This is a genomic window from Streptomyces sp. MNU76, assembly GCF_020982545.1.
In the GTDB taxonomy this organism is placed as follows: domain Bacteria; phylum Actinomycetota; class Actinomycetes; order Streptomycetales; family Streptomycetaceae; genus Streptomyces.
The window spans coordinates 101,675-126,644 of record NZ_JAJKLK010000022.1 but is presented as its reverse complement, the minus strand read 5'-3'; the positions used below and the strand labels follow the sequence as shown (position 1 = coordinate 126,644).

The following is a 24,970-nucleotide window of genomic DNA, read 5'->3' as shown; positions in this document are numbered from 1 at the left end:
GAGGTCCGCAGTTGCGTATGGGTTCAGCTGGCTGTCAGGCGGGTGGGGGTCGTGCCGGTGAGGAGGGTGGTGAGGGCTGTGTCGATGGTGGGGCCCAGGTACCAGTCGCCGGTGTGGTCGAGGGCGTAGGTGCGGCCCTCGGTGTCGATGGCGACGAGGGCGCGGGTGGCGGTCTCGTGGCCGAGGGGGCAGACCTCGGTGTCGAGGGCGCGGCCGAGGTCGCCGAGCGTGCGGGCCATGTGGAGGCCGTGCAGCGGGTCGAGGTGCAGGTCGGCGGGGGCGAGTCGGCGGCCGGGTCCCTGGGCGGTGAGGCGGAGGCCGCCGAACTCGGCCCAGGCCTCGACCGCGGCCGGGAAGACCGCGTGGCGGTGGCCGGCGGGGGAGGTGTGCTCGCGCAGGGTGTCGGCCCAGATCTCGGCCTGCTTTATGCCCCAGCGGCCCGGCTGCCATCCGGCGGCGCGCAGGGTGGCGTCGACGGGGACGGAGAAGCGCGTGGTGGAGGTGCGGTCTGTGTGCATCTGCCCTTTGTTCGTCGGTGGTTCGTGGGGTGCGTCGGGGGCGGTCGTTCGTGGCTGGGTTTCGTGGTTTCGCGCCCTGGTCGTGTGTTCTGACGCGATCTTCGCGGTGCCGGGCTCCTAGGGCTCCTGGGTCGGGTCCACGATGCGGACGCCGAAGTGGGCGCTGAGGGCCGCGCAGGAGCGGCAGGGCGTGGCGAACGCGCCGTGCAGGGGGTCGCCGTCCTCGCGGATGTGGCGGGTGGTGAGCTTGGCCTGTTTGAGGGCCTTGCGGGCTTCGCCGTTGGACATGGGTCTGCGGGCGGCGCGCTTGCTGCGGGCCGCGTCGGCGCCGGTGATGTGGCGGGAGATGAGGATGGCCTCGGCGCAGCGGCCGGTGAAGCGGTCGCGCCGGTCGGTGGCGAGGGAGTCGAGGAACTCCTGGACCAGGGGGTGCAGGGGTGGCGCGTGGTCGCCGCGGGCGGCGGTGCCGGTGAGGGTCTCGCCGCGTACGGAGAGGGCGGCGGCCACGGTCGGCAGGATGCCGTCGCGGCGGTGGAGGAGGGCGGGGGCGTGCGGTTGTTCCGCGGTGCTCCAGCCGATGCGGGGGTCGCCCGATGGTCCCGCCTGCGTCGCGCTCATGATCGTGATCCCCTCCTATTGCATCCCCCGCCAGGGGACACAGAGTGCCAAACGGCGTGGCCGGTGCGGAAGCTGGGGCGGGACGACACGCCCGGTCTTCGGCGTTGCGTGAGGGTGGTGTGACGGCTGGTCACGGAAGCGGAGGCCCGATGACCGGTGTCGCCGTACCGCTTAGGCTGTCGACAACCGCGATCCGTTCGGTCTTGCGATCGAGGGCGGACAGAACAGGCCGTACCAGGGCCTTTTCTGCTGTCGGAGAGCAGTACGACACAGCAACAACCCAGCCAGAACAGGTCTCACAGAACGCCGCAGGGGGCTACCGCCATGACGACAGGTCGGCTCGGGCAGCAAGCCGCGCCGCCGAACGCGGCCTACGCCGGGCAGGTCGTGCAGTTTCCGGACCCGGTCCGGGCGGCGCGTCACCCGAGGGGTGTCCGTGTTGACGCGCACGGCTATCCGGACTTCTCGCCCTACGCGCGTGCCGCGGCGGAGATCGCCGATCCCCCGGAGGGCTTCGGCGTGGACGAGCTTCGGTTGACGGACTATGTGTCCGCGAACGCGGCGCTGGCGGCGTCCGGGCACGAACTGTGGGACACGATCCCGCCGGTGGCGACGCCGCACGGCTGGACGTGGCATCACGCGCCGGGTGGCCGGCGGCTGGAGCTGGTGCCGGTCGAGGTGAAGGCGCTGTTGCGGCACCACGGTGGTATCGCGACGGCCCGCGTCGACCAGCACAAGCGTGGTACGCGGCCGTTGCAGGAGACCCGGCCGGCGCACTTCGGGCTGCCGAAGTCGTCGGCGGTGGCGGTGACCGAGACGCAGGTGCAGGGCGTCGAGGAGGATCTCGGGTACCGGTTGCCGGGCGCGTACCGGTCGTTCCTGAAGGCGGCGGGCGGTTGCGCTCCCGTGGGGGCGGCGCTGGACGCGGAGTTGGGGCTGCTGGTGGACCAGCCGTTCTTCACGGTGCGGGACGAGGCCGCGGTCAACGACCTGGTGTACGTGAACAAGTGTCTGCGGGACCATCTCACCAAGGACTATCTGGCCGTGGCGTTCGCGCAGGGCGGGATCCTCGCGGTGAAGGTGAAGGGCGACCGGATCGGGTCGGTCTGGTTCTGCGCGTACGACGACGCCCGTGATGTCGATCCGTCGTGGCCGCCGGCCGCGCGGGTGGAGCGGTTGCTGCTCCCCGCCGGTGAGGACTTCGACGCGTTCCTGTCCCGGCTGGCGGGCAATCCGCCGGAACTGGAGACGGTGGCCAACCTGATGGTGGACGGTGGCTTCGCGCGTGCCGTGCCGGTCGCGGGGGAGTGAGTTTTCGATGGTGACGTTCGCTCAGGCGCAGGAGCGCGCCGAGGAGTGGATCAACGGTGATCTGCCGGGCTACCAGCACCGTGAGGTGCGGGTGCGGGAGTTCGAGCTCGGGTTCGTGGTGTGGGCGGAGGACCGGGCGGACGGCCCGCGTTCCGACGGTGGCGCGCAGCGGCTGGTGATCGCCCGGGACAGCGGGGAGGCCACGCTGTGGCCTTCGCTGCCGGTGGGTGAGGTGATCCGCCGGTTCGAGGAGGAGTACGGCCGTACGGAGGCCGCCCCGGCCGCCGCGCCGGCGCCTGCGGCCCGGGTGGACCTGAACCAGACGTCGTTCCTGCTGACTCCGCCGGAGTGGTTGCAGGACGCGGCGGACCGGATGGGGATTCCGGACCACCGCACCGGTGCGGGTGCGAGTTCGGGGGTCGGCTCCGGGGCCGGTTCTGGTTCTGGTGCGGGTGCGTCCGATGGGGGCGGGTCCCATCCTGCGGCCGCCGCGGGTGCCGTCGATTCCGGTTCGGGTACGGGTGGTTCCGGTGGCGCGGGTGCCAGCGGGGTGTCCGGGAACGGTGGTTCGCTGCCCGAGACGATGGCGGGGCCGGTCGGCCAGTCGCCGTCGGCCGGTCGTGGGGCGTCCGACGCGCCCGCCGACGCCACGCCGTGGCCGGCCGCGGCGTCGGCGGACGACGAGGTGCGGGACGCGGTGCCGCCGAGGGACGCCGAGCCGCATGACGCGGAGCCCGACGGGGCGACCCCTTGGGCCGGTACGGACACCAACGCCGGAGCCGAGGACGACCGTTCGGTGCCGCTGCCGGACACCGTGTTCGCGCCCCAGCTGTCCGAGGTGAGCGACGCGGACGACGCCCCGCCGCCCAGTGCGCCGCCGGAGGCCAGGACGGCGCTGATCTCCGGCGGCAGCCAGCTCCCGCGTACGACGGTGGCGCCGGCCCTCGGTGTCCCCGGTGCCGACTCGGGCGCGCCGGGCGGCCCCGCGCAGCCGTCGCAGCAGCCTCCGTCCGGCCCGGGGACCCCGCCGCCGGGCGCGCCGCAGTCGTACGGCTATCCGCAGGGGCCCGGTGCTCCCCAGGGACCCGGTCCGCAGGGGCCCGGTACGCCGCCTCCGGGGCCCTCGCTCGCGCCCCACGCCGGTGACATCGCCGACGCCGCCACCAGCAAGGCCGCGCCGCCGCCGCGCCGGGGCGGTGCGGCCGGTGCGCCGCCGCCTCCGCCCGGGACCCCCGGCACGCCGGGTGCGCGTCCGGGCGCCACGCCTCCGCCGCAGTCCGGTCCCGGTCTTCCGGGCACCCCGGCGGGCGGGTACGTGCCGACCCAACTGGTCTCCGCCCTCGGACCGGACGGTCCGGGGGGCCCGGGGGCTCCCGGTCAGCCGGGTGCGCCCGGTGCTCCTGGTGCGCCGAATCCGCCCGGTGGTACGCCCGCCGGTGGTGTGCATCACGCGGCGACGATGCTGGCCGGGCCCGCCGTGGGCGGACCGGGCGCGCCGCTGCCGCCGGGGCCCCCTGGGGCTCCGGGCCAGCCGGGCACTCCGCACGCGCCCGGTGCCCCTGGTGCGCCGAATCCGCCCGGTGGTACGCCCGCCGGTGGTGTGCACCATGCGGCGACGATGCTCGCCGGGCCCGCCGTGGGCGGTCCGGGTGCCCCCGGGGCTCCGGGGACGCCGCCGGGGGCCCCCGGTCCCGTGCACCACGCCGAGACGATGCTGGCCGGGCCGCCGCTCGGTGGTCCCGGGGCTCCGCAGCCGCCCGGTCCGCCCGGGATGCCGCCGGGTGCTCCCCACGGGATGCCCGGTCAGCCGGTGCCGCCGATGGGCTCCCCGCCGGCGTACGGCTATCCGCAGCCGCCCGCCGGTCAGCCGACCGTGGGCCCCGGCTACCAGGCCGTCCTGCGCTTCCGGGCGCCGGACGGGTCCGAGCAGCAGGTGATCCGGCGTTCCGCGCCGGGCACGCCGCACCCGGAGTGGCAGATCTTCCACGAGCTGCGCGGGATGAACATCCCGCCGGAGGCCGTGCTGGAGCTGCACACGGAGCTGGAGTCGTGCGAGCTGCCCGGGGCGTACTGCGCGCGGATGATCCGTGAGCAGTGGCCGAACGCGCGCATCACCTCCATCGCCCCGTACGGCAAGGACCACGCGAGCCGGCAGCAGGGTATGGCTCAACTCCTCGCTCACCAGGGCGAGTTGCACCAGGTCGCGGACGGTCCCGCGCGGCCCGCGCCGGTGCGGGCGCCGTTGCCGCCGGTGCAGCCGGCGCCGCCGGTCCCGCCGGAGGTGATCGGGCAGGAGCTGGCGGCGGCGTTCGGGCCGGGGGTGTTCCGGTTCGACCAGCAGGCGGTGTCGCGGCAGGGCGTTCCGCCGGTCGTGGCGCACACCCTGGTCGTCGCCGGGCTGCCGGTGGACATGGGCCCCTTCTTCTGGGCGCAGGCCCAGCCGGGGCGTCCGGTGCCGACGCTGGCGGAGCTGGCGCAGGAGCGGGGGGTGCAGCCGGCGGCCGACGCGGGCTCGTACCTCGTCATGGGCAGCGACTTCGGCAAGGCGCTCTGTGTGCAGTACGGCACGGCGAACATCGTGGCCGTGCCGGTGGAGGCGGGGCCGGGCGGTGCGCCCGTACCGCCGCAGTTCGTGAACACGGGTCTGCCCGAGTTCGCGCGCTGTCTGGCTCTGCTCGGGCGGATGTGGCGGCTGCGGTTCGGTCTCAACCAGGAGCAGGCGGGCCGGTGGACCGTCGACTTCCAGGCGCAGCTCGCCGCCCTCGACCCGGCGGCGCTGGCGTCGCCGGAGAGTTGGTGGTCGGTGCTGCTGGAGGAGATGTGGGACGGGTTGCTGTGACCCGTCGCGGCTGAGTTCCACGTCGGCCGCCCGCCATCCGCGGGACGCGAGGGCCCGGCCCGGACACGTAGGTGATCCGGGCCGGGCCCTCGCGCGTGTCCGGGGCGAGGCCCTGTGGATGGCTGGGGCGGTCCTGTGGATGTCTGGCTGTCCGCTCCCGTGACCTCGCACGGAGTGTCGCGTTATGAACCCTTTGGTCCGATCCATCAAGATGTGGCGCGAAATCATCATTTCGTGTGCGTCCGGCGGAGAGGGCCCAGCATGAGCAGCGCACCGACGGCACCCCATGACTTCGAGTTCGACGTCGTACGGCGTGGCTACCGTCCCGAGGAGGTCGACGCCCACGCGGCGGCCCTCTCCCGGGACCGTGACGCCGCCTGGGAGCGGGCCGCCCGGCTGACCGTGCTGGCCCGGGAGATGGGCGCGGACCTCGACGTGCTGCGCGAGACGGTCGCCGGGCTCGCCCCGCAGACGTACGAGGCGCTCGGCGGGCGGGCGCGGGAACTGTTCGAGCTCGGTGTCGCGGAGGCCGAGGCCGTCAGTGAGGGCGGGCGCGAGGACGCCCGGCGGATCGTCGCGGACGCGGAGGAGACGGGGAAGCGGCTGCGGGGGGCTGCGCAGGCGTACGCCGACAAGGTGCGGGACGAGGCCGAGGAGCGGGCCCGGCAGGTGCTGCTGGCGGCTCAGGCCGAGGCGGACGAACTGCGGATCGAGGCCCGGCGTGGGGTGAAGGAGGGGCGGGCGAGGCGTTGGCCGCGCTGCGGAGACGCGGGAGCGGGCGGAGGGATGCTCGCGGAGCTCCAGAAGGAGTACGACGAGCGGGTGGCCGGGATCGAGCGGGAGGTGGCCGAGCGGGAGGCCGCGTTCGACGAGGGGCTGGCCGAACGGGTCGCGCGTGCGGAGGCGGAGCTTGCCGCGGCCGAGCGGGGGTTCGCCGAGGCGGAGGCCGATGTGGCGCGGATGGGGGAGGAGGCGGAGGAGCGGGCCGCGGAGGCGTTGGCGGAGGCTCGGCGGCGGGAGGAGTGGGTGGCGGGAGACCGAGGGTGCTGCGGGAGCACGGGGAGAGGTGGGACGACGTTCGGGCGCACATGGACTGCATCCGGGAGAGTCTGTCGGCTCTGACGGAGTAGGGCGGCGGGGACGGGGGCGCGGCGGCGTTGGTGGGTGCGTTGGTGGGTGCGTTGTCGGGTGCGGGTGGGTGGGGTTCTCGCGCCCACGCGGGCGGAGCCGCACATCGACCCAGCCCCGCGCCCGTGAAGGGGCGCCCGGCACCCGGGGGGTTTCAGGGCAGTCGGAGATCCGGCCGACCCCGAGAAAAGCCCCTGGTGCCCGGCGGTTTCGGTGTGGTCGGAGAGGCGGCACCGGCCACCCCGTGTCAGTCGCCCCTTCGTGTCGCGCCTGCCAGGATCCAGCCCTCCACCGCTTCGTACTGGCGGCGTTGTTCCTCTGCCTTGGGGCGGCCCGAGAGGGTGGTGCCCAGCCAGCCGAAGGCGAAGCCCAGGGGGATGGAGACGAGGCCCGTGGTGGTGAAGGGGAACCAGTTGAAGTCGGCTCCGGGGAAGGCCGAGTGGGGCGAGCCGGAGACCAGGTTGGTGCCGGTCATGAGGACCAGGACCGAGAGGGAGCCGCCGATGAGGGTGTACATCAGCCCCGTACGGGTGTAGCGGCGCCAGAAGAGTCCGTAGACGAGGGCGGGCGCGATGGCGGAGGCGCCCAGGCAGAACGAGAGCGTGACCAGCGGCTGGAGGTTGCGGTGCTGGACCATCGTGGCCAGGACGATCGCCGTGACGCCGACCGCGCACGCCGAGAGCCTGGCGACGGTCATCTCGCGGCGGGGCGTGAGCGGTTGGCCGGCGCGGGCCGCGAAGACGTCGTGGGCGAGGGAGTTGGCGCAGGCGAGGATCATGCCGGCCACGGAGGCGAGCAGCGTCAGGAAGACCGCCGTCGTGACCGTGGTGAAGAGCAGGGTCTCCGCCGTGGACACCTCCGTGCCGAACGCCGCCATCGACCCCAGCAGATAGGCCGTGTTGCCCTGGGGGTCGGCCGTCGCGATCACCTCGCGGCCGATCAGCGCCGTCGCGCCGAATCCGATCACGGAGATGATCAGGACGAAGAGGGCCACGGAGGGGACCGCCCAGGACAGTGAGCGGCGGACCTGGCGGGCGCTGTTCGCGGTGTACATGCGCATGGTGACGTGCGGGAGGCAGGCTCCGCCGAGGACGACCGTCAACTGGGCGCTGATCATGTCGAGTTCGGGGTGTGGGCCGCCGGAGAACTGCAGGCCGGAGTGGAGGTAGCCGGTGCCGATACCGCTCTTCTCGGCCGCCGCGTCGAGCAGCAGGCCGGGGTTCCAGTCGAACTTGTGCAGGATCAGGACGGCGACGAGCGCGCCCGAGCCGAGCAGCATCACGATCTTGAGGATCTGGATGAGGGCGGTGCCCTTCATGCCGCCGATCGCCGCGTAGCCGATCATCAGCGCGCCGACCACCACCACGACACCGGTCTTCAGGCTGTCGCTGGAGAAGCCGAGGATGAACGCCAGCAGGTCCCCGGTGCCCGCGAGTTGGACCAGCATCATCGGCATCAGCGCGGCGATCGTGACCACGCAGGCGACGACGCGGACGGAGCGGCCGGGCATCCGCCGGGCCAGCGCGTCGCCCATGGTGAACCGGCCCGCGTTGCGCAGGGGTTCGGCCAGCAGGAACATCAGCAGCATCAGGGAGAGGGCCGTGCTCAGGGCGAGGACGACGCCGTCGTAGCCGAAGAGGGCGATCACGCCGCCGGTGCCCAGCACCGTCGCCGCCGAGATGTAGTCGCCGGCGATGGCGAGGCCGTTGCGCATGGGGGAGAGCGAGCCGTAGCCGGTGTAGAACTCGTCGAGGTCGTCCCGGTCGGGGCCCGTCATCACGCACAGGAGGAGCGTGATGGTGGCGACCGCCGTGAAGCCGACGAGCGACATGGCCTGCGCCGACCCGCTGAACTCGGCGAGTCCCGCGGCCGTGGTCGAGGGGACGGCCGTCGGCGCGGGGACGGTGGTGGTGGCGGTGGTGAGGGCGGTGGTGGCGGTCATCGGACGGCCCCCCGCCTCGCGTCGACCGCCGCCAGTTCGCGGATGCGGTCGGCCAGCGGGTCGACGCGCAGGCGTGCGGTGTGCTCGTAGAGCCAGATGGCGAGGCAGGTCACCGGTACCTGGAGGAGGCCGAGCAGCAGGCCGGTGGAGAGTCCGCCGCTGACCTCGCTCGTCATGAACGAGGGGGCGAACGCGGACAGCAGGAGGAACAGCACGAAGTAGCCGAGAGCCGTCAGTGTCGCCACCCGTCGCTGCCAGCGGTAGGCGCCGCGCAGTACCCGCAGGTCGCTGTGGTGGCCGGGGAGGGATGGCGCGGGGCGTCCTGGGCCGGCTGCTGTTCCGGTTCCTGGGGGCCCAGGGATAGGTCGGGTACGAGGGGACGAGTACGAGGGGACGAGGTGTGCGGCGCGTACGGGCGATGCTGCGGGGACGGGCGCGGGGTTCGGTGCGGGGGTGACGAGAACGGGTCGGTCATCCCTTTGGTCTCCTTGCGCGGCTCGGGTCCGGGTGCGGACCGCAGGGAGGGGGGCGGGCGTGAACGCTACTCGTGGGTTCGGTTGAACGCGAGCCTTTCGACAAACTGATCGGTCGGTATGCGCTTACTTGGAGGATCTGGCCCTGACCTGGGGTGTTACCCGGATTAACTCAGGTTTTTTGAACGACGGTCAGGAGTGAGCTGCGCCTCAGCGCCTCAGGGGTTGCCTGGCAGCGGAAACCTCCGAGGTATCAGCGTCAGTAGCACCCACAGGGCCGCCGTCGCCGCGCACGCCGCGCCCAGGTGGACCGCGTGGACCGCGTACGCGATCGCGTGGCGGTACGGTTCGGCCGCCGCTCCGGTGCCGAGGCCGTGGGTGACGGCGTCGAGGTTGCCCGAGCCGCCCAGCCGGGACGCCGGCACCCCGTTCGCGACCGCCCCGAACACCGCCGCGCCCGGCAGGAGCATCAGCAGCGTCGGTTGCCCGGGTTCGCCGGGGTGGGGGAGGAAGGCGAACGAGAAGAGGGTGAGCGCGGCGACGGCCGCCCGCCTGGTCGTCGCCCGTCCGATCGTCGTCCACCAGATGCCTTCCCCTTGCACCTATCCGCCGCCGACCAGCACGCCCTTGACCCTCACGCCACGGCAGGGTGCAGCCTGGTCGCACCGGAGGGGACGCAGGGAGGAGGTGAACCCCGAGACGGTCTCCTCCCCAGGGGCGAGATCCCTTAGGGGTACCTCCGTACTACTGCTGGGGGCCGGTTCGTACCGCCGGAGGACGAGACGGGACGCCGTCCGTCCTTAATCTGGCTTTACGCCGCTGGGGGGCGGCGTACCGGACCCGCGGGGGTGGGGTTTACCCCCGCAGAAGACTGCGCTGGGCACCAGCGCGCCGGGCCCCGTCCGGGGGCCAGACTCATCGGCATACCAAGTCGAGCCGCTCCTACGGCTCACCCGGATCGTCCACCGAAGCGGCGTAACCATCCGCTGCACGACTTAGGAGACATACCGTGACATCGGCTGTGACCATCACCAGGCACGGGGGTACTGGAGGGACTACGGCCGTTGCCGCGCGGGCGCGGCAGGTCGTGAAGGCGTACGGGTCCGGTGAGACCCGCGTCGTCGCCCTCGACCACGTGGACGTGGACATCGCGCGGGGCCAGTTCACCGCGATCATGGGCCCCTCGGGGTCCGGCAAGTCCACCCTCATGCACTGCCTCGCCGGACTCGACACCGTGACCTCGGGTCAGATCCATCTCGACGACACCGAGATCACCGGGCTCAAGGACAAGAAGCTCACGCAGCTGCGCCGGGACCGGATCGGGTTCATCTTCCAGGCGTTCAACCTGCTGCCCACGCTGAACGCGATAGAGAACATCACGCTCCCCATGGACATCGCGGGGCGCAAGCCGAACAAGGAGTGGCTGGGGCGGGTCGTCGACACCGTCGGGCTCTCCGACCGGCTGAAGCACCGGCCCACCCAGCTCTCCGGCGGCCAGCAGCAGCGCGTCGCCGTGGCCCGCGCCCTGGCCGCCCGGCCGGAGATCATCTTCGGTGACGAGCCGACGGGCAACCTGGACTCGCGGGCCGGCGCCGAGGTGCTGGGCTTCCTGCGCCGGTCGGTCGACGAACTGGGCCAGACCATCGTGATGGTCACCCACGACCCGGTGGCCGCCTCGTACGCGGACCGGGTGCTGTACCTGGCCGACGGCCGCATCGTCGACGAGATGTTCAAGCCGACCGCCGACGCCGTGCTGGACCGCATGAAGGACTTCGACGCCCGGGGGCGTACGTCATGACTGTCATGAAGACCTCGATGCGCAACTTCTTCGCGCACAAGGGACGCATGGCCCTCTCCGCCATCGCGGTCCTGCTGTCGGTGGCGTTCGTGACCGGGACCCTGGTCTTCACCGACACGATGGGCACCACGTTCGACAAGCTGTTCGCGGCCACCTCCTCCGACGTCACGGTCAGCGCCAAGGGCGCCTCGGACAGCGGTGAGACGCAGTCCGACAACGGCAAGCCGCCGGTCATGCCCGCGTCGGTCGTGGACAAGGTGGGCGGCGCGGACGGCGTGAAGTCGGCCGAGGGCACCGTCTTCTCGACCTCGGTGACGGTCGTCGACGCCGACAAGGACAACCTCTCGCCCACCAGCGGCGCCCCCACCATCGTCGGCAACTGGAACGCCAACGACGCCCGCACCATGAAGATCGCGTCCGGCAACGCGCCGCGCGGCCCCGACCAGATCGTCGTCGACGCGGACACCGCCGACAAGCACGACCTGAAGCTCGGCGACCAGATCGGCGTCATCAGCGCCGTCGGCACGCACGAGGCGAAGGTCTCCGGCATCGCCGAGTTCCAGGTCACCAACCCGGGCGCCGCGATCTTCTACCTCGACACCGAGACCGCGCAGAAGGCCCTCGTCGGCGAGAGCGGCGTCTACACCAACGTCAACATCACCGCCGCGAACGGCTTCACGGACGCGCAGGTCAAGAAGAACGTCGCCGCCGAACTCGGCGGCGCCTACAAGGTGCAGACCGCCAAGGAGATCGCGGACGCCAACGCCAAGGACGTCGGCGAGTTCATGGGCGTGATGAAGTACGCCATGCTCGGCTTCGCCGGGATCGCCTTCCTGGTCGGCATCTTCCTGATCATCAACACCTTCTCGATGCTGGTCGCCCAGCGGACCCGGGAGATCGGCCTGATGCGGGCCATCGGCTCCAGCCGCGGCCAGGTCAACCGGTCGGTCCTCGTCGAGGCCCTGCTCCTGGGCGTGTTCGGCTCGGTCCTCGGTGTGGCCGGCGGGGTCGGCCTCGCCGTCGGCCTGATGAAGCTGATGAGCGCCACCGGCATGAACCTGTCCACCGACGACCTGACCATCGCCTGGACCACCCCGGCGGTCGGGCTGCTCCTCGGCATCGTCGTCACCGTCCTCGCCGCCTATGTGCCGGCGCGGCGGGCCGGCAAGGTCTCCCCGATGGCCGCCCTGCGCGACGCCGGCGCCCCGCTGGACGCCAAGGCGGGTCTCGTCCGGGCCGTGATCGGACTGCTCCTGACCGGTGCCGGCGGCTACTGCCTCTACCTGGCCTCCGCCGCCGACAAGGCGAGCGAGGGCTCGATGTGGCTCGGCGGCGGGATCGTCCTGTCCCTCGTCGGCTTCGTCGTCATCGGCCCGCTGCTCGCCGGCGCGGTGGTGCGGGTGCTGGGCGCGGTCCTCCTGCGGGCCTTCGGACCCGTCGGCCGCATGGCCGAGCGCAACGCGCTGCGCAACCCCCGCCGGACGGGCGCCACCGGCGCCGCCCTGATGATCGGTCTCGCCCTGGTCGCCTGTCTCTCCGTCGTCGGCTCCTCGATGGTGGCCTCGGCCACCGATCAGCTCGACAAGACGGTCGGCACGGACTTCATCATCCAGTCCGACACCGGCCAGCTGATCACCCCGCAGGCCGTGCAGGCAGCGAAGTCCGCCGAGGGCGTCAAGAGCGTCACCGAGTACAAGTGGACCCAGGCCGACTTCACCACCCCCGACGGCAAGACGCTGGAGAAGACGGCGATCACCGCCGCCGACCCGAGCTACGCCACGGACCTTGCCACCGAGGTCGTCGCGGGCAGGCTGGCCGACGCCTACAAGCCCGACTCGATGTCCGTCCACGAGAAGTTCGCGAAGGACCACGACGTCGAGCTCGGCTCGAAGATCGCCGTCGCCTTCAAGGACGGCCGCACCGCCGACCTGACCGTCCGCGCCATCACCAGCAGCGACGTCGTCATCGACGCCGGGGCGATGTACGTCGCCATCGACACGATGGCGACGTACGTCCCGGCCGAGAAGATGCCCCTCGACCAGCTGCTCTTCGCCTCGGCGAAGGAGGGCCAGGAGGCGGCCGCGTACACGTCCCTCAAGGACGCGCTGCACGACTACCCGCAGTACGAGGTCCGCGACCAGACGGACTACAAGGAGGCCCTGAAGGGCCAGATCGACCAGCTCCTCAACATGATCTACGGCCTGCTCGCCCTGGCGATCATCGTCGCGATCCTGGGAGTGGTGAACACGCTGGCGCTGTCGGTCGTCGAGCGGACGAGGGAGATCGGCCTGATGCGGGCGATCGGCCTCTCCCGCCGCCAGCTGCGCCGCATGATCCGCCTGGAGTCGGTCGTCATCGCCCTCTTCGGCGCGCTCCTCGGCCTGGGGCTGGGCATGGGCTGGGGCGCCACCGCGCAGCAGCTCCTCGCCCTGGAGGGCCTGAAGGTCCTCGACATCCCGTGGCCGACGATCATCGGGGTCTTCATCGGCTCGGCCTTCGTGGGCCTGTTCGCCGCGCTGGTCCCGGCGTTCCGGGCGGGCCGGATGAACGTCCTGAACGCCATCGCCACCGAATAGCCACCGGTTGCCACCCGGCACGGGGGAGCGGGAGGACCGGGGGAGAGCCCGGCGCCCGGAGGCGGAAGCCTCCGGGCGCCGGGCTCCATCCGTGTCACGAGGACGGGGGCGTGGTGGCGGGGGACGTGCGCTTCAGGAGCACGTATCCCTGGATGACGCCCCGCAGGACGTACGTGTCGCGCGGGTGCAGCTGACGGGCGTACGCGGGGACGTCCTTCACCCAGCCCGAGCGGTTGTTGATGACGATGTAGTCGGGCGCGAGCCCCTTCGCGCGGCCGATCCAGAAGACCCGGCAGCGGGACGTCAGGCGGGCTATCGGGCCGATGTTGGCCTCGACGGTCGCGCCGTCGGGGATGGTGTCGAGCATCTTGTCGACCGCCCCGACCTCGGCGGGCACCCGATAGGCGTCCGCCTTGGTCAGGTTGCCCAGCGGCAGCGCGGTCGTCAGCGCGAGCGAGGCCGCGAGGACGGCGGCGGGCAGATGCAGCGCGTACGAGCGCAGCCAGGGCCGGGAGCTGTGGCGGGCGGCCGGGAGGGCGTCGACGAGCGCGAGCGTGATGATCGGCATCAGGACGGCGCTGTAGTGCCAGGCCGTGCCCCAGTAGTTGTCGTCGGAGGAGACGAACCGCCAGCCCAGGGTGGGCAGGACGGCGAGGAGGATCGGGGAGCGCAGGGCGAGCAGTCCGCTGGTCGGGATCAGCAGCCAGAGAACGGTGCGGATCTTGACGTCGAGGCCGTCGAGAGGGCCGGAGCCGCCGACCTTGGCCAGGTAGTCGGAGGCGCCGGCGGTGTTGAAGGCCGGGATGATCAGGGTGAACGTGAGCAGCGTGGCGACCGCGCCGAACGACGCGACGCCGATGGCGTACGGCACCACGCGGGACGCTCCCTCCCGCCGGGCCCGTAGCGCGACGACCACCGCGATCGCCGCGAGCGTCAGCCCCTGGTCCTCCTTGACCAGCACCAACGGCAGTCCCCACAGCAGCGCCGCCCGCCAGCGCCGCCGCAGCAGCGCCTCCAGGGAGAACGCGATCAGCGGGACCGCGAAGCAGATCTCGTGGAAGTCGAAGTCCACGGCGTTCTGCAGCCCCCACGACAGCCCGTACGCCACCCCGAGCGCGAGCCCCCGGGCCCGCCCGAGCATCCGTGTGGCCGCGCGGGTCACCGGCACCGCCGACAGCGCGAACAGCGCGGCCTGGATCACCAGCAGGGTCACGGGGGACGGGAACACCCGGTAGAACGGCGCCAGCAGCATGGTGACCGGGCTGAAGTGATCGCCCAGGACGTTGTAGCCCGGCCCCTTCAGCTCGACGATCGGCGCCTGGATGTGCGCGTACGCCCGCACGGCCTGCTCGTAGATGCCGAGGTCGTACGAGCGGGTCCCCAGCCGCAGGTACCGCCCGACCGAGACCGTCGCGTACGCCGCGAACAGCAGGGCCGCGAGCACGTACGGCTCCCGGCCCGCGAGGGAGAACCGCCGACCGGGGCCACCGGGCGCGCCCGAAGCCGTGACCGGCGCGGGTATGAGCGCCGACGGATTCGTGGAGGGGGCGCTCGGAACCATGGGCACTCACGTTCGGGTGGGGGTAGGGGTGCCCTATGAGGGTAGGCGGCCGGAAAACCGCCCTGGAAAGCGGAGGGCGCAGCCCCTGCCTCTTGAGGGGCGCGGGGAACTGCGCGATCAACCACGACGCACCCGCACGTACCCACGCACAGGGGCTGAGCCCTGGGGGTCGAAGGGGCGCAGCCCCTTCTGGATGGGACGGGTAGGGGCGGCGGGGGCGAGCCAAAACCCGTCCACACCCCCCACACCGCTCGTCGTACCCTGGACACCCCCGGCCGTTCACACGAGTCCGGGCGTTCGTGTTGCCCCCGGCAGCCGATCCGCAGCCCAATCCGCCGCCCCACAGCCGAGCCCACCCGGACGGGAAACGACCCGAATGAGCCTCCACGGTCTGCTAGACGCCGTAGTCAAGGACGCCCCCCTCGCGGAAGCGATCAGGGCGGCGTCCGACGGCCACCGCACCCACATCGACCTGGTGGGCCCCCCGGCGGCCCGCCCCTTCGCCGTGGCCGCCCTGGCCCGCGACGCCGGCCGCCCCGTGCTCGCCGTGACGGCGACGGGCCGCGAGGCCGAGGACCTGGCGGCGGCCCTGCGCTCCCTGCTGCCCCCGGACGGCGTGGTGGAGTACCCGGCCTGGGAGACCCTCCCGCACGAGCGCCTCAGCCCGCGCAGCGACACCGTGGGCCGTCGTCTGGCCGTCCTGCGGCGTCTGACCCACCCCCGCCCGGACGACCCGGAGACCGGCCCGGTGTCGGTGGTGGTCGCGCCCATCCGCTCGGTCCTCCAGCCGCAGGTCAAGGGCCTCGGCGACCTGGAGCCGGTCGCGCTGCGCACCGGCGAGACGGCGGATCTGAACCGTACGGTCGAGGCTTTGGCGGCAGCCGCGTACTCCCGGGTCGAGCTGGTCGAGAAGCGTGGCGAGTTCGCCGTGCGCGGCGGCATCCTGGACGTCTTCCCGCCCACCGAGGAGCACCCCCTGCGGGTGGAGTTCTGGGGCGACGACGTCGAGGAGATCCGGTACTTCAAGGTCGCCGACCAGAGATCGCTGGAGGTGGCCGAGCACGGCCTGTGGGCTCCGCCCTGCCGTGAGCTCCTCCTCACGGACGACGTGCGCGCCCGCGCCCGCGACCTCGCCGAGCGCCACCCCGAGCTGGGTGAGCTGCTGGGCAAGATCGCCGAGGGCATCGCCGTCGAGGGCATGGAGTCCCTCGCCCCGGTCCTCGTCGACGACATGGAACTGCTGATCGACGTCCTGCCGAAGGGCGCGATGGCGATCGTGTGCGACCCGGAGCGGGTGCGCACGCGCGCGGCGGACCTGGTGGCCACCTCGCAGGAGTTCCTCCAGGCGTCCTGGGCGGCCACGGCCGGCGGCGGTGAGGCCCCCATCGACGTCGACGCGGCCTCCCTGTGGTCCATCGCGGACGTCCGCGACCGGGCCCGTGAGCTGGACATGATGTGGTGGTCGGTGTCGCCGTTCGCGGCGGACGAGGAGCTGTCGGCCGACACCCTCAAGCTGGGCATGCACGCCCCCGAGACCTATCGCGGCGACACCGCGAAGGCGCTCGCGGACACCAAGGGCTGGCTGGCGGACGGCTGGCGCACGGTGTTCGTGACCGAGGCACACGGCCCGGCGGCCCGTACGGTCGAGGTGCTCGGCGGCGAGGGCATCGCGGCCCGGCTGGAGGCCGAGCTGGGGGAGATCGCCCCGTCGGTCGTGCACGTGGCCTGCGGCTCCATCGACTACGGCTTCATTGACCCCGCGCTGAAGCTCGCGGTGCTCACCGAGACCGACCTGTCCGGGCAGAAGGCGGCCGGCAAGGACGGCGCCCGGATGCCCGCCCGCCGCCGCAAGACGATCGACCCGCTCACCCTGGAGGCGGGCGACTACATCGTCCACGAGCAGCACGGTGTGGGCCGCTACATCGAGATGGTCCAGCGGACCGTGCAGGGCGCGACCCGCGAGTACCTGGTCGTCGAGTACGCCCCCGCCAAGCGCGGCCAGCCCGGCGACCGCCTCTACATCCCCACCGACCAGCTGGAGCAGATCACCAAGTACGTCGGTGGCGAGGCGCCCACGCTGCACCGGCTCGGCGGCGCCGACTGGACGAAGACCAAGGCGCGCGCGAAGAAGGCGGTCAAGGAGATCGCCGCCGACCTCATCAAGCTCTACTCCGCGCGGATGGCGGCGCCCGGTCACGCGTTCGGCGCGGACACGCCCTGGCAGCGGGAGCTGGAGGACGCCTTCCCCTACGCGGAGACGCCCGACCAGCTGACGACGATCGCCGAGGTCAAGGAGGACATGGAGAAGACGGTCCCGATGGACCGGCTGATCTGCGGCGACGTCGGCTACGGCAAGACGGAGATCGCGGTCCGGGCCGCCTTCAAGGCGGTCCAGGACGGCAAGCAGGTGGCCGTCCTCGTGCCCACGACCCTGCTGGTGCAGCAGCACTTCGGCACCTTCAGCGAGCGGTACTCGCAGTTCCCCGTCAACGTCCGGGCCCTGTCCCGCTTCCAGACGGACACCGAGGCCAAGGGCACCCTGGAGGGCCTGCGCGAGGGTGCCGTGGACATCGTGATCGGCACCCACCGCCTGTTCTCCTCCGAGACCAAGTTCAAGGACCTGGGCCTGGTCATCGTCGACGAGGAGCAGCGCTTCGGCGTCGAGCACAAGGAGCAGCTGAAGAAGCTGCGCGCCAACGTGGACGTGTTGACGATGTCCGCGACCCCGATCCCGCGCACCCTGGAGATGGCGGTCACGGGCATCCGCGAGATGTCCACGATCACGACGCCCCCGGAGGAGCGCCACCCGGTCCTGACGTTCGTCGGCCCGTACGAGGAGAAGCAGATCGGCGCGGCGATCCGCCGTGAACTCCTGCGCGAGGGCCAGGTCTTCTACATCCACAACCGGGTGGAGTCCATCGACCGGGCGGCGGCCCGGCTGCGGGAGATCGTCCCCGAGGCGCGGATCGCGACCGCCCACGGCCAGATGTCGGAGCAGGCCCTGGAGCAGGTCGTCGTCGACTTCTGGGAGAAGAAGTTCGACGTCCTCGTCTCCACCACGATCGTGGAGTCGGGTATCGACATCTCCAACGCGAACACGCTGATCGTGGAGCGCGGGGACACCTTCGGCCTGTCGCAGCTGCACCAGCTGCGCGGTCGCGTCGGCCGGGGCCGCGAGCGCGGTTACGCGTACTTCCTCTACCCGCCGGAGAAGCCGCTGACCGAGACGGCCCACGAGCGGCTCGCGACCATCGCCCAGCACACGGAGATGGGCGCCGGTATGTACGTGGCGATGAAGGACCTGGAGATCCGCGGCGCGGGCAACCTCCTCGGCGGCGAACAGTCCGGCCACATCGCGGGCGTCGGCTTCGACCTGTACGTCCGCATGGTCGGCGAGGCCGTCGCGGACTACCGGCGCCAGCTGGAGAGCGGCGGGATCGAGGAGGAGCCGCCGCTGGAGGTCAAGATCGAGCTGCCGGTCGACGCGCACGTCCCGCACGACTACGCGCCGGGCGAGCGGCTGCGGCTCCAGGCGTACCGGGCCATCGCCTCGGTCAACACCGAGGCCGACATCGCCGCCGTGCGCGAGGAACTCGTCGACCGGTACGGCAAGTTGCCCGAGCCGGTGGAGAACCTGTTGCTGGTGGCCGGGCTGCGCATGCTGGCCCGCGCCTGCGGCGTCGGCGAGATCGTCCTCCAGGGCACCAACATCCGCTTCGCCCCGGTGGAGTTGCGGGAGTCGCAGGAGCTGCGCCTGAAGCGGCTGTACCCGGGTACGGTCATCAAGCCGGCCGCCCACCAGGTGCTGGTGCCGCGCCCGAAGACGGCGAAGGTGGGCGGGAAGCCGCTGGTCGGACGGGAACTGCTGGGCTGGACCGGAGAGTTCCTGGCGTCGATCCTGGGGTCGTAGGGGTCGATCCTGGGGGCGTAGGGTTCGGGCACCCGTCCCCCCGGCCGGCCGCGGTGTCGAGCCGGGGGGACGGGGAACCCTCGCAGGACCGCGTGCGAGCACAGACAGAGGAAAGGGGTGTCGCGTGGTGCGTCTGAGGGGTGGGGTCGCCGCCGTCGCTCTCGTGCTGGTCGCCGCGACCGGCTGCGAACTGGACAACGCGGACGGCTCGGCCGGCCCGCAGGAGGTTCCCGGCGGGGGCGGTGCCGCGTTCGCCGCCGCGGAGGCGCTGACCGTCAAGGGCCGGGCGCCCAGGACCGGTTACGACCGTGACGAGTTCGGCAGCCCCTGGGCCGACACCGACTCCAACAGCTGTGCCACCCGCGACGACATACTCAAACGCGACCTGGACGAGGTGAGGTTCCGGGACGACGACTGCACGGTGGTCTCCGGGGTGCTCGACCCGGACCCGTACACGGGGGAGGACGTGCCGTACGTCCGGGGCCGCAGCAGGGTCGACGTGGACCACATCGTGGCCCTTTCCGACGCCTGGCAGAAGGGCGCCCAGCAGTGGGACGACAGCAAGCGCATCGCGCTGGCCAACGACCCGCTGAACCTGCTCGCGGTCGACTCCGGCACCAACCGGGGCAAGGGCGACGGTGACACGGCCACCTGGCTGCCGCCCAACAAGGCCTACCGCTGCACCTATGTGGCCGCGCAGGTCGCGGTGAAGGCGAAGTACGGCCTGTGGGTCACCTCCGCCGAGCAGGACGCCATGAAGCGGGTCCTGCGCACCTGCCCCGAGCAGAAGCTGCCCACCGGCGGCAACCCGACGAAGGCGCCGGCCCGCTTCCACGCGGACTGACGCCTCGGCGGTGCCGCCTCACGGAGGCGGGACGAGTCAGCTGAAGTCCTCGTCGAGGTCGATGACCTCGCCCTTGGGGGCCTTGGCCGGCACCGGCTCGTCGAAGTCGGTGAAGACGAGGTCACCGGGCTCCTTGGCGGACTTGCTCACGACCCGCAGCAGGTACGGCTCGCCCTCGGTGGCGACGTACAGGGTGTAACGGTCCTTGCCGTCCTTCTCGTTCAGGGTGAAGGCAGGGGTGCCGTCGACCTCGGCGGTCTTGCCGCGGGTGGCGTCGGAGTCGACGTCCTCGAAGTCGGCGAGGACGGTGTCGAGGTCGCAGAAGCTCGCGATGTCCTTGGAGTCCGCGGCGGTCGCGGACGTCTTGGTCCACTTGCCGGCCAGCATGTCGACGACCATGTCGGCCTCCTCCTTGGAGGAGTCCTTCGACTGGGCGCGCAGGAAGGCCTCGTCGTACTTCATGTAGAGGGTGTCGCCGACCTTGATCAGCTCGGCCTGGCCCGCGCCGCCGATGCTCATGGTGCCGGCGCAGTCGCCCTTCTTGTTCATCGCCATGTCCATCTGGACCGTGCCGCCGGCGGACTCGTCCTCGATCTCGCCCTTCATCCGGAGCGAGTCGGCGTCCGAGGTGGCCTTCACGGCCTTGTCGGCGATCTCGCCGCCGCTCAGGCCCGGGAAAGGACCGTCGGCCTTGTCGTCGCCGGGCAGACAGCCGGTGAGCGAGAAGGTGGCCGCGGCGGCGATGCAGAGAGCGGCGAGAGCGGTGCGACGCATGGGAGTTCCCCCTGGGAATCGATGGGTGAGCGGAGCGGCGGGCGTCGGTACACAGCGCGCAGACGTGTGATCGCTTGGATCGGGCGGTCCGCCGTTCGATGGGTCAATAAGAGCAGAGCCTGTGAACCGAGTCAACACGGTTCATGGGATCCAGCTTGTTCACGGCGTGAAGGGGTAGATCTTGCGTACGTCGGTATGCTCGACGTCACACCACCAGGTACGAGGGGAGCCGGGCGCGTGCAGGGGAACCAGACAGAGGTCACGGCCGCGGACATCGCACGGCTCGCCGGGGTGGGTCGCGCCGCCGTCAGCAACTGGCGCCGTCGGCACGCCGACTTTCCCAAACCGGTCGGCGGCACCGAGACCAGCCCGGCGTTCGCGCTCAGCGAGGTCGAGGAGTGGCTGCGCGACCAGGGCAAACTTGCCGAGGTGCCCCTGAAGGAGCGCGTCTGGCAGCAGGTCGCCGGCCACCCGGAGGGCCCCGTCACCGCCCTCGTGCACACGGGCTGCGCCCTGCTCCTCCTCCACGAACGTCCCCTGGCCTGGCTGGAGCTGAGCGCCGTCGCCGACGACGGGGAACTGGCCCGGCTGCTGCCCGAGCCGCTGGGGGAGGTTCTCACCCCGCGCTTCGGACCGGCCGGTGAGCCCGCCGTACCCCGGCCGCTGCCCGCGGAGCTCCTGCCCTCGATCCCGCTGCTGCGCGGCGCCACCGAACTCGCCGCCGACCTCGGGGCGCGGCAGACCTTCGAGTTCCTGCTCGCCCGGCACCTCGACGCCAACCCGCGCCAGTACACGCTCACTCCGGGCGAACTGGCCGAGCTGATGGCCGAACTCGCCGGACCCGCCCGGTCGGTGCTCGACCCGGCCTGCGGCACCGGCGCCCTCCTGCGGGCCGTCGCCGCCCGCCCCGGCCAGGAGCTGTACGGCCAGGACAGCGCCGGCGAACTGGCCGCCCTCACCGCGCTCCGCCTCGCCCTGCGCACCGGCGGCACCGTCCGCACCGCCCCGGGGGACAGCCTCCGCGCGGACGCGTACGAGCACCTCAGGGCCGAGGCCGTCCTGTGCCACCCGCCGTTCAACGAGCGCAACTGGGGCCACGACGAACTCGCCTACGACCCGCGCTGGGAGTACGGCTTCCCGGCCCGCACGGAGTCCGAACTCGCCTGGGTGCAGCACGCGCTGGCCCGTCTGGAGGACGGCGGCACCGCCGTGCTGCTGATGCCGCCGGCCGCCGCGAGCCGCCGCTCCGGGCGCCGGATCCGCGCCGACCTGCTGCGCCGGGGCGCCCTGCGCGCCGTGATCGCCCTGCCGGTCGGCGCGGCACCCCCGTACAACATCCCGCTGCACCTGTGGGTGCTGCGCAGGCCCGGCAGGGCGGCCGTGCCACCGCGGCTGCTGCTCGTCGACACCGGACGGCTCGTGCCCGAGGGGCGCGGCGGGTTCGACTGGGCGGCGGTGCGCGCCGCCGTGCTCGACGCCTGGCGGCCCTTCGACCGCGCGGGCGAGGCGGTGGAACGGCCGGGGCTCAGCCGTGCGCTGCCGGTCATCGACCTGCTCGACGACGACGTGGACCTGGCCCCCGCCCGGCACCTGCCGCCCCCGGCCGCGGGCGGCGGCGCCGAGGAACTGACCGCCGTACGCGCACGCCTCGGTGAGACCCTCCGGCTGACCGCCGACCTCACACCCCCGCTCCCCGAGGAGGCGCCGCCCGCGCGCTGGCCGCTCACCACGGTCGGCGAACTCGCGCGCGGGGGAGCCCTGCTGCTGCGCACCGGCGGGAACGGCCCCCACGCGCGCGTGCTCACCGACCACGACGTCCTGGCCGGCACGGCACCCTCCGGAACGCTGCCCGAGACCGCCGGCGAGGCGCCCGTGCTCGTGGCACCCGGCGACATCGTCGTCCCCGTCCTCGGCGGCGGCGGGATCGCGCGGGTCGTCGACGAGGACACCGCGGGCGCCGCCCTCGGCCGCAACCTCACCCTGCTGCGGCCCGACACGGCGGCGCTCGACCCCTGGTTCGTCGCCGGGTTCCTGCGCTCGACCGCCAACAGCCGCCAGGCCAGCAGCTACGCCTCCACCGCGACCCGGCTCGACGTCCGCCGCCTCCAACTGCCCCGCCTGCCCCTGGAGCAGCAGCGCCGCTACGGCGAACGGTTCCGCGCCCTCGCCGCCTTCGAGGACGCCCTGAGGCAGGCCGGCCGCCTCGGCGAACGCCTGGTGCGCGGCATGTACGACGGCCTGACGGACGGCACGGTCGCCCCGGACTGAGCCGGCGCACGGCCCACCCCGCGCCGCCAACTCCCGAGCACCGCCCGTTTCCACGCCCAACGGACGGAACCGCTCCGGCCCGGGTCGGCGTGACCAGCACTGCGGTACTACAACGGTTGTCCACAACCCTGGACCTCATGTCGCGGTCGACCGATACCCTCGAAACGACATCGCACGTCCACTCTCACCAGGCCCTCAGGAGCAGCCATGCAAGGCCACGGCTACGCGCCGACACCGCCCCCCGGCCCCGATCAAGGGGGCCAGGTCACACTCCGTGTGATCTTCGTGGTGGTCGCGGTCATGAGCTGTGGTCTGCTCGCCTGGGCCTGCCTGCTGCGGCTCGCCTCGGTCACCCGCAGGCCCCGCGACTGGTGGCTGTTCGCCCTGGCGCTCGTCCACATCGTCGTGACGCTGTACATCATCGGCACCGACCCGGGCAAGGACGAGTTCACCACCTGGCGCGGTGACGTCGGCATGGGCCTGCTCCTCGGCGGACTCGCGGCGATCGTCGCCTACTACCTGTACGCGGACATACGTCACTTCAGCCACGCCCGTACGGCCCCGCCGTCGCCGTTCGCCCAGACCACGGCGTACTCGGGCCAGACCGGGTACACCACCCAGCCCTCCGGCTACAACCCCCAGCAGTCCGGCTACAGCTACCCGCCGGTCCAGGTCCCCAGCCCTACACCCCGGCCCCGCCGGTCCCGCAGCCGCCCGTGCAGCGGCCCCGCCGCAGCACCAGCGGGCCCCGGCCCCGCAGCGCCCCGGGCCGGCCCGTATCGACCAGGTGCGCGCCGAGCTGGACGAGCTCAGTGACTATCTCCGCAACCACGAGGGAGACAGGTGACCCAGGGGCAGCGGACCGGCCGCCTGATCACCGGCCGCTACGAACTGTCCACGCTCATCGGACAGGGCGGCATGGGCCAGGTCTGGACGGCCTACGACCAGCGCCTCGACCGGCGGGTGGCGGTGAAGCTGCTGCGCCCGGACAAGGTCGCGGGCCAGGAGGCCGACGAACTGCGCCGCCGCTTCGTGCGGGAGTGCCGCGTCACGGCCCAGGTCGACCACCCCGGCCTGGTGACCGTGCACGACGCGGGCAGCGAGGGCGAGGAGCTGTTCCTCGTCATGCAGTACGTCGACGGCGCCGACCTCGCCGACCACCTCGCCGAGCACGACCCGTACCCGTGGCAGTGGACCGTCTCGGTCGCCGCCCAGCTGTGCGCGGTGCTGTCCGCCGTGCACGCGGTGCCGATCATCCACCGCGACCTCAAGCCGCGCAACGTCATGGTCAAGCAGGACGGCACGGTCACCGTGCTCGACCTGGGCGTCGCCTCCGTCATGGACACCGACACCACCCGCCTCACCCACACCGGTTCGCCCATCGGCAGCCCCGCCTACATGGCCCCCGAACAGGCCATGGGCGGCGCGGTCGGCCCCTACACCGACCTGTACGCCCTCGGTGTGCTGATGCACGAACTGCTCAGCGGGAACGTCCCGTTCACCGGCTCCACCGCCCTCGGCGTCCTCCACCGCCACCTCTACGAGCCGCCGGTCCCGGTCCGCCGACTGCGCCCCGAGGTCCCCGAGAACCTGGAGGCCCTGGTCCTCCGGCTGCTCTCCAAGGACCCGCAGCACCGCCCGTCCTCCGCCCAGGAGACATACGAGCAGCTCCTCCCGCTGCTGCCCGCGCGCGGTATGCCCACCGGCTCCCCACTCGACCCACGCGCCCCTTCCTGCGCCCGCACGCCCCTGGCCGGACCGCGCCCGCATCCCGCGCCCCAGCCGTCCGCCGCGCCCGACCCCGCGCCCGCGGCCGACAAGCCCGACGTGGTGGCGCCGTCGACGAGGTCAAGCGCCTCCTCGGCGAGGGCCGCATCACCCAGGCCGTCGACATCCTCGGCGCGATCCTCCCGGCCGCCGCCGCCCAGCACGGCGAGCACTCACCCGTCGTCCGCACCCTGCGCAAGCAGTACGCGGCCACGCTGATGGACGACGGCCAGTACCGCCGCGCCCTGCCCGAGCTGCGCCGCCTCGCCGACGAGCGCGCCGCCGAGGCCGGCCAGGCCGACACCCAGGCCCTGCGCTACCGCTACGACTCCGCCCAGTGCCTCGAACAGCTCGGCGAACCGGCCGCCGCCCTCGCCGAGTACCGCTCCCTGCTGCCGTACTACGAGAACCAGTACGTCGGCGGCGACCCCGAGCTCTCCCTCGACGTCCGCCGCCGCATAGGCCACCTGCTCCTCGCCCTCGGCGACCGCGGCGCCGCCCACGAGACCCTGGGCCGGCTGCTGCTCGACGTGGAACGGCTGCGGGGACCGGGCCACCCGCTGGCGGGCGAGGTGCGGCGCACCCTGCAGTGGCTGGGGCAAGTGCGGGGCTGAGCCGGACGTGGCACGAGGCGGTGCCGGAA

Annotated in this window: 16 protein-coding genes and 1 pseudogene; 10 read left to right on the top strand and 7 right to left on the bottom strand. The window is 72.5% G+C overall.

What is annotated here, in order from left to right; translation table 11 throughout:
- Window positions 1–23 precede the first annotated feature (23 nt).
- Together E4N62_RS35585 and E4N62_RS35580 are read right to left on the bottom strand one after the other, a co-directional pair.
- Window positions 24–518 (bottom strand): SUKH-3 domain-containing protein, encoded by a 495-nt coding sequence (locus E4N62_RS35585; protein ID WP_230221148.1) that lies wholly within the window; start codon window positions 516–518, stop codon window positions 24–26.
- Between the two features lie 117 nt (window positions 519–635).
- Window positions 636–1,136, bottom strand: coding sequence for a YwqJ-related putative deaminase (locus E4N62_RS35580; RefSeq protein ID WP_184893165.1), 501 nt, complete (start codon window positions 1,134–1,136; stop codon window positions 636–638).
- A gap of 324 nt (window positions 1,137–1,460) precedes the next feature.
- Here E4N62_RS35580 and E4N62_RS35575 point away from each other — a divergent pair, with 324 nt between their 5' ends.
- The 3 genes from E4N62_RS35575 to E4N62_RS35565 all read left to right on the top strand — a co-directional run bounded on the left by E4N62_RS35575 (window position 1,461) and on the right by E4N62_RS35565 (window position 6,408).
- Entirely contained in the window at window positions 1,461–2,447 is a 987-nt protein-coding gene (locus E4N62_RS35575; RefSeq protein WP_230221146.1) for an SMI1/KNR4 family protein, read from the top strand.
- A gap of 7 nt (window positions 2,448–2,454) precedes the next feature.
- The gene (locus E4N62_RS35570; protein ID WP_230221144.1) at window positions 2,455–5,286 is read left to right on the top strand and encodes an SUKH-4 family immunity protein; all 2,832 of its coding nucleotides are present in this window, start codon (window positions 2,455–2,457) and stop codon (window positions 5,284–5,286) included.
- Between the two features lie 261 nt (window positions 5,287–5,547).
- The gene (locus tag E4N62_RS35565; RefSeq protein WP_374117142.1) at window positions 5,548–6,408 is read left to right on the top strand and encodes a DivIVA domain-containing protein; all 861 of its coding nucleotides are present in this window, start codon (window positions 5,548–5,550) and stop codon (window positions 6,406–6,408) included.
- Between the two features lie 253 nt (window positions 6,409–6,661).
- Here the strand turns inward: E4N62_RS35565 and E4N62_RS35560 are convergent, their stop codons facing one another.
- The 3 genes from E4N62_RS35560 to E4N62_RS35550 all read right to left on the bottom strand — a co-directional run bounded on the left by E4N62_RS35560 (window position 6,662) and on the right by E4N62_RS35550 (window position 9,431).
- Entirely contained in the window at window positions 6,662–8,245 is a 1,584-nt protein-coding gene (locus tag E4N62_RS35560) for a cation acetate symporter (RefSeq protein WP_230221691.1), read from the bottom strand.
- Between the two features lie 107 nt (window positions 8,246–8,352).
- Complete coding sequence (locus E4N62_RS35555; RefSeq protein WP_230221142.1) at window positions 8,353–8,601, bottom strand: DUF485 domain-containing protein; 249 nt, start codon at window positions 8,599–8,601, stop codon at window positions 8,353–8,355.
- Between the two features lie 446 nt (window positions 8,602–9,047).
- The gene (locus tag E4N62_RS35550) at window positions 9,048–9,431 is read right to left on the bottom strand and encodes a hypothetical protein (protein ID WP_374117141.1); all 384 of its coding nucleotides are present in this window, start codon (window positions 9,429–9,431) and stop codon (window positions 9,048–9,050) included.
- Window positions 9,432–9,838: 407 nt separating this feature from the next.
- Here E4N62_RS35550 and E4N62_RS35545 point away from each other — a divergent pair, with 407 nt between their 5' ends.
- Together E4N62_RS35545 and E4N62_RS35540 are read left to right on the top strand one after the other, a co-directional pair.
- Window positions 9,839–10,627, top strand: coding sequence for an ABC transporter ATP-binding protein (locus tag E4N62_RS35545; protein WP_184893186.1), 789 nt, complete (start codon window positions 9,839–9,841; stop codon window positions 10,625–10,627).
- Window positions 10,624–13,203, top strand: a complete 2,580-nt coding sequence (locus E4N62_RS35540) for an ABC transporter permease (RefSeq protein WP_230221139.1) — start codon at window positions 10,624–10,626, stop codon at window positions 13,201–13,203. Before E4N62_RS35545 ends, E4N62_RS35540 begins: the two co-directional genes overlap by 4 nt.
- Before the next feature lie 94 nt (window positions 13,204–13,297).
- Here E4N62_RS35540 and E4N62_RS35535 read toward each other — a convergent pair whose 3' ends face one another.
- Window positions 13,298–14,764, bottom strand: a complete 1,467-nt coding sequence (locus E4N62_RS35535; protein WP_230221137.1) for a DUF2079 domain-containing protein — start codon at window positions 14,762–14,764, stop codon at window positions 13,298–13,300.
- A gap of 376 nt (window positions 14,765–15,140) precedes the next feature.
- On the opposite strand from E4N62_RS35535, the gene mfd reads away from it, so the two are divergent.
- Both mfd and E4N62_RS35525 read left to right on the top strand, forming a co-directional pair.
- Window positions 15,141–18,674, top strand: coding sequence for a transcription-repair coupling factor (mfd, locus tag E4N62_RS35530; protein ID WP_230221134.1), 3,534 nt, complete (start codon window positions 15,141–15,143; stop codon window positions 18,672–18,674).
- A gap of 124 nt (window positions 18,675–18,798) precedes the next feature.
- Window positions 18,799–19,518: an HNH endonuclease family protein gene (locus tag E4N62_RS35525; RefSeq protein ID WP_230221132.1), complete on the top strand. Its 720-nt coding sequence runs from the start codon at window positions 18,799–18,801 to the stop codon at window positions 19,516–19,518.
- Window positions 19,519–19,554: 36 nt separating this feature from the next.
- On the opposite strand, the gene E4N62_RS35520 is transcribed toward E4N62_RS35525, so the two are convergent.
- Window positions 19,555–20,292 carry a hypothetical protein gene (locus E4N62_RS35520; protein ID WP_230221130.1) on the bottom strand — a complete coding sequence of 246 codons (738 nt, stop codon included), beginning with the start codon at window positions 20,290–20,292 and terminating at the stop codon, window positions 19,555–19,557.
- A gap of 237 nt (window positions 20,293–20,529) precedes the next feature.
- Between E4N62_RS35520 and E4N62_RS35515 the strand changes: the two genes are divergently transcribed.
- From E4N62_RS35515 to E4N62_RS35505, 3 genes and pseudogenes are all read left to right on the top strand, one after another.
- Window positions 20,530–22,560: an N-6 DNA methylase gene (locus E4N62_RS35515; protein ID WP_230221128.1), complete on the top strand. Its 2,031-nt coding sequence runs from the start codon at window positions 20,530–20,532 to the stop codon at window positions 22,558–22,560.
- A gap of 207 nt (window positions 22,561–22,767) precedes the next feature.
- Complete coding sequence (locus tag E4N62_RS35510) at window positions 22,768–23,376, top strand: hypothetical protein (RefSeq protein WP_230221126.1); 609 nt, start codon at window positions 22,768–22,770, stop codon at window positions 23,374–23,376.
- A 102-nt stretch (window positions 23,377–23,478) separates the two neighbouring features.
- Window positions 23,479–24,941 (top strand): annotated as a pseudogene (locus E4N62_RS35505) (protein kinase).
- Window positions 24,942–24,970: the final 29 nt, after the last annotated feature.